Source organism: Streptomyces durhamensis, from assembly GCF_000725475.1.
Taxonomy (GTDB): Bacteria; Actinomycetota; Actinomycetes; order Streptomycetales; family Streptomycetaceae; genus Streptomyces; species Streptomyces filipinensis.
Genome location: NZ_JNXR01000013.1, coordinates 94,896 through 103,670 on the forward strand (window position 1 = coordinate 94,896; position 8,775 = coordinate 103,670).

At 70.4% G+C, this 8,775-nt stretch carries 10 protein-coding genes; 6 read left to right on the top strand and 4 right to left on the bottom strand.

Going from position 1 to position 8,775, the window contains the following annotated elements; translation table 11 throughout:
* Nucleotides 1–6 precede the first annotated feature (6 nt).
* From IO33_RS0120000 to IO33_RS0120015, 4 genes are all read left to right on the top strand, one after another.
* Nucleotides 7–825 (top strand): prepilin peptidase, encoded by an 819-nt coding sequence (locus tag IO33_RS0120000; RefSeq protein WP_031166857.1) that lies wholly within the window; start codon nt 7–9, stop codon nt 823–825.
* Nucleotides 826–897: 72 nt separating this feature from the next.
* Entirely contained in the window at nt 898–2,097 is a 1,200-nt protein-coding gene (mqnC, locus tag IO33_RS0120005) for a cyclic dehypoxanthinyl futalosine synthase (RefSeq protein ID WP_031166859.1), read from the top strand.
* 17 nt (nt 2,098–2,114) lie between these two features.
* Nucleotides 2,115–2,714 carry a hypothetical protein gene (locus IO33_RS0120010; protein ID WP_031166862.1) on the top strand — a complete coding sequence of 200 codons (600 nt, stop codon included), beginning with the start codon at nt 2,115–2,117 and terminating at the stop codon, nt 2,712–2,714.
* A gap of 199 nt (nt 2,715–2,913) precedes the next feature.
* On the top strand, nt 2,914–3,609 hold the full coding sequence (locus tag IO33_RS0120015) for a demethylmenaquinone methyltransferase (protein ID WP_031166864.1): 696 nt from the start codon (nt 2,914–2,916) through the stop codon (nt 3,607–3,609).
* Nucleotides 3,610–3,639: 30 nt separating this feature from the next.
* On the opposite strand, the gene IO33_RS0120020 is transcribed toward IO33_RS0120015, so the two are convergent.
* Complete coding sequence (locus IO33_RS0120020; protein ID WP_245235840.1) at nt 3,640–3,975, bottom strand: PASTA domain-containing protein; 336 nt, start codon at nt 3,973–3,975, stop codon at nt 3,640–3,642.
* An 82-nt stretch (nt 3,976–4,057) separates the two neighbouring features.
* Entirely contained in the window at nt 4,058–4,588 is a 531-nt protein-coding gene (locus IO33_RS0120025) for a GNAT family N-acetyltransferase (protein ID WP_031166868.1), read from the bottom strand.
* 97 nt (nt 4,589–4,685) lie between these two features.
* Between IO33_RS0120025 and IO33_RS0120030 the strand changes: the two genes are divergently transcribed.
* On the top strand, nt 4,686–5,978 hold the full coding sequence (locus tag IO33_RS0120030; protein ID WP_031166870.1) for a geranylgeranyl reductase family protein: 1,293 nt from the start codon (nt 4,686–4,688) through the stop codon (nt 5,976–5,978).
* 44 nt (nt 5,979–6,022) lie between these two features.
* On the opposite strand, the gene def is transcribed toward IO33_RS0120030, so the two are convergent.
* Both def and IO33_RS0120040 read right to left on the bottom strand, forming a co-directional pair.
* Nucleotides 6,023–6,685: a peptide deformylase gene (gene def / locus IO33_RS0120035; protein ID WP_051926869.1), complete on the bottom strand. Its 663-nt coding sequence runs from the start codon at nt 6,683–6,685 to the stop codon at nt 6,023–6,025.
* Between the two features lie 150 nt (nt 6,686–6,835).
* Nucleotides 6,836–7,660, bottom strand: coding sequence for a C40 family peptidase (locus IO33_RS0120040; RefSeq protein ID WP_031166875.1), 825 nt, complete (start codon nt 7,658–7,660; stop codon nt 6,836–6,838).
* Nucleotides 7,661–8,410: 750 nt separating this feature from the next.
* On the opposite strand from IO33_RS0120040, the gene IO33_RS0120045 reads away from it, so the two are divergent.
* Nucleotides 8,411–8,770: an NADH-quinone oxidoreductase subunit A gene (locus IO33_RS0120045; protein WP_003992243.1), complete on the top strand. Its 360-nt coding sequence runs from the start codon at nt 8,411–8,413 to the stop codon at nt 8,768–8,770.
* The last annotated feature ends 5 nt before the right edge of the window (nt 8,771–8,775 follow it).

Here is an 8,775-nt window from a genome sequence, read left to right on the forward strand (position 1 = left end):
AACCGGATGAGCACAGGGGCGCTGGTGGCCCTCGCCGCGCTGTGGGGTGCCCTGTCGGGCGCGTTGCTGCCCCGCGCCGCCTACCGCTTCGCCGTCCCCTCCGGTGAACCGTGGCGCGAGCGCTGCCCGGCCGGCCACCCGCTGCGGGGCTGGATCGGCCGGACCGGCTGCGGCGCCTGCGGCCGAGCGGGACAGGGACCGGGGGCGGAACAGGGGCAGGGACCGGGGGCGGAACAGGCCCGGGGGGCGGGAGCCGAACAGGCACAGGGGTCCGGGACGGGGCTGCGCACGGGTGTGCTGCCCGCCGCCCTCCTCACCGCCCTGACCTGCGCCGCGCTCGCCGCCGCCACCGGCACCCGGCCGGAACTCGCGGTCTGGCTGCTGCTCGCGCCCGTCGGGGTGCTGCTGGCCGTGGTCGACGTCCGGGTGCAGCGGCTGCCCGACCCGCTCACCCTGCCCCTCGCCGTGGCCGCGCTCGCCCTGCTGGGCCTGGCCGCGCTGCTGCCCGAGCACGCCGGCCACTGGCTCACCGCGCTCTACGCAACCCTCGCGCTCGGCGCCGGCTACTACGCGCTGTACCGCATCAACCCGGCCGGCATGGGCTTCGGTGATGTGAAGCTGGCCGTCGGCATGGGTGCCGTACTCGGCTGGTACGGCTGGTCCACCGTCCTGCTCGGCACTTTCGCCGGCTTCCTGCTCGGCGCCCTGTACGGCGGTGCGCTCGTCGTCGTACGGCGCGCGGGCCGCAGGACGGCGATCCCGTTCGGCCCGTTCCTGCTGGCCGGGGCCTTCGCCGGCCTGCTGATCGGCGCGTACGCGGCCTGAGGACGGACGGCCGCGGGGGCTGGCGTAGGCTGAGTCAGTCCGTCCACAACCCTTGACGAAAGGGACGCCCTGGTGACCGAGAAGGCCGACCTCCAGTCTGTTCTCGACCGTGCCGCAGCCGGTGGACGGATCACTCCGGAAGAGGCGCTCGTCCTCTACCGCGAGGCCCCGCTGCACGCGCTGGGCGCCGCCGCCGACGCCGTACGCCGCCGTATGTACGCCGGTGTCGAGCACATCGCCACGTACATCATCGAGCGGAACATCAACTACACGAACGTGTGCGTCACGGCGTGCAAGTTCTGCGCCTTCTACGCGGCCCCCAAGGACAAGGGCAAGGGCTGGACCCGCGACCTCGACGACATCCTGCGCCGCTGCGCGGAGACCGTCGAACTGGGCGGCACCCAGATCATGTTCCAGGGCGGCCACCACCCGGACTACGGCGTCGAGTACTACGAGAAGCACTTCAAGGCCATCAAGGACGCCTTCCCGCAGCTCGTGATCCACTCGCTGGGCGCGTCCGAGGTCGAGCACATGGCGCGGATCAGCGGTGTCTCGGTCGAGGAGGCCATCACCCGGATCCACGAGGCCGGCCTGGACTCCTTCGCCGGCGCCGGCGCCGAACTCCTGCCGGAGCGGCCGCGCAAGGCCATCGCCCCGCTGAAGGAGTCCGGCGAGCGCTGGCTGGAGATCATGGAGAGCGCGCACAGGCTGGGCGTGGAGTCCACCTCCACCATGCTGATGGGCACGGGCGAGACGAACGCCGAACGGATCGAGCACCTGCGGATGATCCGGGACGTCCAGGACCGCACGGGCGGCTTCCGCGCGTTCATCCCGTACACCTACCAGCCCGAGAACAACCACCTGAAGGGCCGCACCCAGGCGACCCTGTTCGAGTACCTGCGGATGATCGCGATCGCCCGTCTGTTCCTCGACAACGTCCGGCACATCCAGGGCTCGTGGCTGACCACGGGCAAGGAGGTCGGCCAGCTGTCGCTGCACTACGGCGCGGACGACCTCGGCTCGATCATGCTGGAGGAGAACGTGGTCTCCTCGGCCGGCGCCAGGCACCGCTCCAACCGCATGGAGATCATCGACCTGATCAGGAAGGCGGGCCGGGTCCCGGCGCAGCGCGCCACGACGTACGAGCACCTCGTCGTCCACGACGACCCGGCGAACGACCCCGTCGACGACCGCGTCGTCTCCCACATCTCCTCCACGGCCATCGAGGGCGGCACGGCCCACCCCGAGCTGAAGCTGCTGGCGTCGAACTAGAACGAACCAGGAGTCCCGTGCTGACACTTCACGTCGCCGAGCAGTCGCCCGAGGCGGCGGTCCTGGTCGACGGGGCGTCCGTCGCCGCCGTCGGCCGGTTCCAGGAGCTGGCCGACGGCCATACGAGGGCGCGGGTGCGGCGCTGGCCCGGCATCCTGACCCCGGGACTGCTGAACCCGTACGGCCCGGAGCTGCTGGAGGCCACGTACCATCCCGACCCGCGCGAGGCCGATGACCTCGGCACCGAGCCCATCGGTGGGGAGCGGGCCCGGGAGATCTTCCGCACCGACCCCGCGCGGCTCGGTGCGAGCGCGCGGCGCGGGGTGCAGCGGATGCTGGCGCACGGCACGGTGGCGGTGGCCGGGGAACTGCGGTCGCGGGCGGTGATCGACGCGGTGCGCCGGGCCGGACTCGCGGTAGGGCAGCGGCCGGACCGGCTCCCCGGCCCGCCGGCGCTGTCCCCGGCACCGCTGATCCTGTTGCCGGGGCTGGTGCCAGGCGGCCCCGCCCGGTTCGCCGTGTTCGACGTCGCGGACCGCGCCGAGCTGGTCCGGCGCGGCGCCGGGACCTGTGTGGCGACCGTGATCGGCGGGAGGCTGGTGTACCGCGGCCGCTGATCACGGCTCAGCCCGCGGACGCCCGCGCGAAGGCCCCGGACTCCGCGTCACCCCGCTGCGGTCCGTCGCCGCCTCGCGCCGGAGAGCGTGAACGTCTCTGTTCCTTGCGGGAGGTCCCGCCGAAGGTGACCCGGACAGCGGCGTCGGCACGCAGGAAGCCGAGGCTCCTGCCCTGAGACGGGGCTGCAACAATGGGCGGGTGACCCGCGCTTCCCTGAACAAGCAGCCGCACGAAGTCGCCTCGATGTTCGACGACGTGGCGGAACGGTACGACCTGACGAACGACGTGCTGTCGCTCGGCCAGGACCGGCGCTGGCGCAAGGAGGTGGCGAAGGCGGTCGACGCGCGCCCCGCGCAGAAGATCCTCGACCTCGCCGCCGGTACGGCCACCTCCTCGCTGCCCTTCGCGCGGACGGGCGCGTACGTCGTCCCCTGTGACTTCTCCCTCGGGATGCTCCAGGTCGGCAAGAGGAAGCACACCTGGCTGCCGTTCACGGCCGGCGACGCGACGCGACTGCCGTTCAAGGACGACACCTTCGACGCCGTGACGATCTCCTTCGGGCTGCGCAACGTACAGGACACGGACGCGGCCCTGCGGGAGATGTACCGGGTGACCCGGCCCGGCGGACGCGTCGTGATCTGCGAGTTCTCGCATCCGACCTGGGCGCCGTTCCGCACCGTCTACACCGAGTACCTGATGCGGGCGCTGCCGCCGGTCGCCCGCGCGGTCTCCTCCAACCCGGACGCCTACGTCTACCTCGCCGAGTCCATCCGTGCCTGGCCCGATCAGCCCGGCCTCGCCGAACGGCTGCGCAAGGCGGGCTGGTCGAGGGGGGCGTGGCGCAACCTCACCGGCGGCGTGGTCGCCCTGCACCGCGGCTTCAAGGAGAGCTGAGCACCCCGGCGGTGGATCGCCGCCGCCGGCTCACCGGTTGATCATCTCGTAGGCGTCACCGGGCTCACCGAGTTCACGGCGGAGTCCGCCCGTGGGCGGCCGCGGGATGCGTGGCTCGCGCACGCCTCCGCCGCCCTCTCCCTCGCCGAAGTCGAACCACACGTACACCATCGACTCCCGCGGCACCTCGGCGCCGGGCTGCGGGTACTGGCGCACGACGTAGTCGACGACCGTGAGGTGGAAGTCGGGGCGGTCCGGCGCGTTGAGCAACAGGCCGCGCGCCCGGGCCGTTTCGCGCGCGTCCACGGCCATCAGTCCGACCAGCCGCGGCACGCGCACTTCGGGTGTTTTGGGTGTTATACGCACAGATGTCACCCCCAGCGGTACTGGAAGGGTAACTCCGGGGCGCCCCGGCCGGAAGGAGTTGGTGTCTTTCTGTGACAGATGACTACTCTGGGTTATTGGAGGGTGGGTTGAGGGCCAGCCGGAAGCAGAGCGCCGACTCGTTCAGCGTGGGATGCGGGTAGCTCTGCGCCGGCCGCATCCCGAGCCGCCGGGTCACCGCGATCGACCGCTCGTTGCCCGGCCGGACCATCGCCACCACCTCGGGCACCCCGGCCGCCCGCACCCGCTGGAGCGTCTCGCGCGCGGCCGCGGTGGCATACCCCTTGCCCCAGTGCGCCCGGCCCAGCCGCCAGCCGATCTCGATCTCGCCGACCGGACCCCAGCCGGGCCGCCAGGGCTGCGCCCCGGTGAAGCCGATGACCTCCCCGGCCTCGTCCAGCAAGGTCCACAGGCAGAAGCCGAGTACCGCGTCGTGCCGCCGCTGGCGCGCGGTGAGTTCCTCGTAGACCGACAGCGCGGCCGGGCCGCCGCCGTAGAACTCCATGACCTCGGGGTCGGAGAAGACCCGGTGCCAGGCGACCGCGTCCTCGTGGGTGGGGACGCGCAGCCGTACCGCGGGGAGAGGTCGGTTCACAGGGCAGCCCTTCAGCCGGGTGATCAATTCTGCTGAATAGACTGCCCATGTCCAGTGCCGGTCGGCACGCAGATTTCGAACCAGGGGAGATCCCGCCGTGACCGTCGTGAAGGAGCCCCTCTCCGAAAACACCGCCGACGTGATCGTCGTCGGCGCGGGGCCGGCCGGCTCCACGACCGCCTACCACCTCGCCAAGGCCGGTCTCGACGTCCTTCTCCTGGAGAAGACCGAGTTCCCGCGCGAGAAGGTCTGCGGCGACGGCCTCACCCCGCGCGCGGTGAAGCAGCTCGTGGCGATGGGGATCGACATCTCCGAGGAGGCCGGCTGGCTGCGCAACAAGGGCCTGCGCATCATCGGCGGCGGCTCCCGCCTCCAGCTGGACTGGCCGGAACTCGCCTCCTACCCGAACTACGGACTCGTCCGCAAACGCGACGACTTCGACGAGCAGCTCGCCCGCAACGCCCAGAAGGCGGGGGCGCGGCTGTACGAGCGCTGCAACGTGAGCGGCCCGGTCGTCGACGACCGCACCGGCCGCATCACCGGTGTCACCGCCAAGCTCGGCGAGGAGAAGCGCGAGGTCACCTTCCACGCGCCGTTGGTGGTGGCCGCCGACGGCAACTCCACCCGCCTGTCGCTGGCGATGGGCCTGCACCGCCGCGAGGACCGCCCCATGGGCGTCGCGGTGCGCACCTACTTCACGTCGCCCCGCCACGACGACGACTACCTGGAGTCCTGGCTGGAACTGTGGGACCGGCGCGGACCCCAGGACCGCCTCCTGCCCGGCTACGGCTGGATCTTCGGCATGGGCGACGGCACGTCGAACGTCGGCCTCGGCGTGCTGAACACCTCCGCCTCCTTCAAGGAGCTGGACTGGCGCGAGATCCTCAAGGCCTGGTGCGCCTCCATGCCCGAGGACTGGGGCTACACCCCCGAGAACATGACCGGCCCCATCCGCGGCGCCGCCCTGCCCATGGCCTTCAACCGCCAGCCGCACTACACGCGCGGGCTGCTGCTCGTCGGTGACGCCGGCGGCCTGGTGAACCCCTTCAACGGCGAGGGCATCGCCTACGCCATGGAGTCCGGCCAGATCGCCGCCGACGTCATCGTCCAGGCCCACGCGCGGGCCACGCCCGCCCAGCGCGAGATCGCCCTGCAGCGCTACCCGCGCGTCCTCAAGGACACCTACGGCGGCTACTACACGCTCGGCCGCGCCTTCGTGAAGCTCATCGGCAACCCGAAGGTCATGCAGATCGCCGCCCAGCGGGGTCTTTCGCACCCGCTGCTGATGAAGTTCACGCTCAAGCTCCTCGCGAACCTCACCGACCCCACCGGCGGCGACGCGATGGACCGCATCATCAACGGCCTGAGCAAGGTGGCCCCGAAGGCCTGAGCCCCGTCCAGAGCCGGCTCACTCCCTGGAGCCGGTTCACTCCTCTAGACCCGGCCCACTCCTAGACCCGGCTCACTCCTCCAGGCCCGGCTCAGTTCCTCGGCCCTGGCGGCCCGGCGGGCGAACACCTCGTCCCGCCGGTCCGCCATCTGTCGCAGGGCGTCCTTTTTCTCCCGCTTGGAGAGCCGGTTCAGATAGAGATACCCGTTGGTGTGGTCGGTCTCGTGGATCAGGCACCGCGCGAAGTACCCCGTGCCCTCGATGACGACCGGCCGGCCGTCCTTGTCCTGCCCGCGCACGACGGCCCGGTCCGGCCGCGACACGGCCATCACGGCACCCGGTACCGACAGGCAGCCCTCGTTCTCGTCCAGCAGCCGTCGCCCGCTCGTGGGCGTTTCCAGCACTGGATTGACGATGTGTCCGACATGCCGGACACCGTCGTCATCGGGGCAGTCGTACACGAAAACACGCAGATCGCCCCCGACCTGGTTGGCCGCGAGCCCCGCTCCTTCGGCGACATACAGGGTGAGGAACATGTCGTCGATGAGTGCGGCGAGGTCGGGTCCGAACTCCGTGACGTCCCGGCACGGCTTGTGCAGGACCTCCTCGCCGGCCTCGGTGATCCGGCGCACCGCACCGCGCCGGGCCTCGGGGGCGTGGCGGGGGTAGTGGTCGGCGGGCGTTCCCTGTACGAACACGCGTGGCATCGCGCGGTCTCCTTCGCTCCTGGACGGACCGCCAGGCGGCGGCCCGTGCCGAGCATGTCAGGAGCACCGCCCTGGCGGGCCGGGAACGACGCAAGGGCCGCTGCCCCCGAGCGGCTGCGGCCCTACGCGCGTTGAGAGGCGCGGGAGTGCTCAGAGCACCCGCACGGCGCCGGTCGGCGGGTCGTACGACAGCGGGTGCTCCCCGACGCCGCTGGAGGGGTTCTGGGCGCCGACGAACATGCCGTCGCCCACGTACACCGCCACGTGGTAGGCACTGCCCGCGGGGCCCCAGTACAGGATGTCGCCCGGCTGCAGGTTGCTCAGCGACACCTGGGTGCCGGCCGTCGACTGGTCCTGGGAGACGCGGGGCAGGCTGATCCCGACCTGCTTGAAGGCCGTCTGCACCAGGCCCGAGCAGTCGTACGCCGACGGGCCGGTGGCGCCGGAGACATACGCCTTGCCGATCTGCGCCTTCACGAAGGAGATCACGGCCGCGGCCGAACCGGTGGCAGTGGAGGTGCTCGTGGACGTGCTCGTGGACGTGCCGCCGGAGTCCGACGTGGTGGAGAGCGTCGTGCGCTCCGCGGCGCGGGAGGCGCGGGCTGCGGCCTCCTTGCGGGCGGCCTCCTCGGCCTTCTTCTTGGCCTCGGCGGCCTTCTGCTTCGCCTCGGCGAGGTCCGCCTTGGCCTGCTTCGCGGCCTTTGCGGCGGCCGCGTCACGCTCGGCCTGCAGCTGGTAGTTCGCGGCGGCCTGCTGGGTGGCGTCCGCGGACTTGGCTGCCTGAGCGGCCAGGTCGGCCGTCAGGGTGGGCAGTTCGAGGGTCTGCGTCACCGGCTCGGCCGCGTTCGCCGAGCCGGACGCCCCGGCGACTGCCAGGGTGCTGAGGACGCCACCGGCAACTCCGGCCCGCATCGCGAGGGTCGACGCGCTGCGGCGGGGCTTCCGGTGGCTGCGTATGTGAGCGGTGTGGGACATGGGAACAAGCGGTACCAGGGGCTCCTTCATATCTTCAAGAAACGTGTGCTGCGCCACAGTTGCTCAATCGAGTCCTTGAATCCCGGGCGCGTCGCTCTTTATTGACGCCGTAACGGACAAACCGGACGTCGGTGATCAAGGCCTTGATCACGGTCTTTGATCATTACGTCCGGATTGCCCCCCGCCTACCACTGGTTGCGGTCGTTGGCCAAGCCCGGTTCTCAGGGACCTCTTATCGATGTGGCGGAGGTCACGGAACGGTCACCGGAACCGTGGCGTCCGTGCGCGCGGCGCTCGTGAACGCGTGCACGTGTCCACACCCCCGTCCACACCGCGCCCTCGCCTCCCACTGATGTGTGAACGCCGCCCTCTACCAGGCACCGGCATCCAGCGCCAATTTGCATGCAGCGGAAGTCTCTTGATATTGAGACGAACCCTCCGGCCTGCAATGACAAGCGAAAATGTCACTTCTGGTGATCAACTGAACGCTTCGCGTATGAAGATCACTCATCATCCGACTTCATGATCCTTCGTCAGGTGGTGGAGATCACAAAGCTTGTGGAATACCCCGTGTCGCAGATCACAGAGCGACGGGCATAAGATGCGTGGCAACTGGGCTTGTGACCTGCTTCACATGTTCTCGATCTTCGCCGGGGACGACGGGACTCGTGGGACCGGTGAGGCGGAAGTGAGCGCAGTGCACCAGTGCAACCGCCAGCAGTCAGCGCCGACTGAGAGGAGCGAGGAGCGGTGAACGCGTATGCGCCCATCCTCGTACTGGGAGCCCTCGGGGCAGGCTTTGCGATCTTCTCCGTGGTCATGGCCACGCTGATCGGTCCGAAGCGGTACAACCGCGCCAAGCTCGAGGCCTATGAGTGCGGTATCGAGCCGACCCCCACGCCGGCCGGCGGCGGGCGCTTCCCCATCAAGTACTACCTGACGGCGATGCTCTTCATCGTCTTCGACATCGAGATCGTCTTCCTCTACCCCTGGGCCGTCACCTTCGACGCCCTGGGGATCTTCGGGCTCGTGGAGATGCTGCTCTTCGTGCTCACCGTCTTCGTCGCGTACGCGTACGTATGGCGGCGCGGCGGCCTGGAATGGGACTGAGGGGC

Excerpts from the sequence above, each read along its gene's own strand:
- IO33_RS0120040 (WP_031166875.1), bottom strand. The coding sequence starts at position 7,660 with ATGTCCCACACCGCTCACATACGCAGCCACCGGAAGCCCCGCCGCAGC.
- IO33_RS0120000 (WP_031166857.1), top strand. The coding sequence starts at position 7 with ATGAGCACAGGGGCGCTGGTGGCCCTCGCCGCGCTGTGGGGTGCCCTG.
- def (WP_051926869.1), bottom strand. The coding sequence starts at position 6,685 with ATGCCACGCGTGTTCGTACAGGGAACGCCCGCCGACCACTACCCCCGC.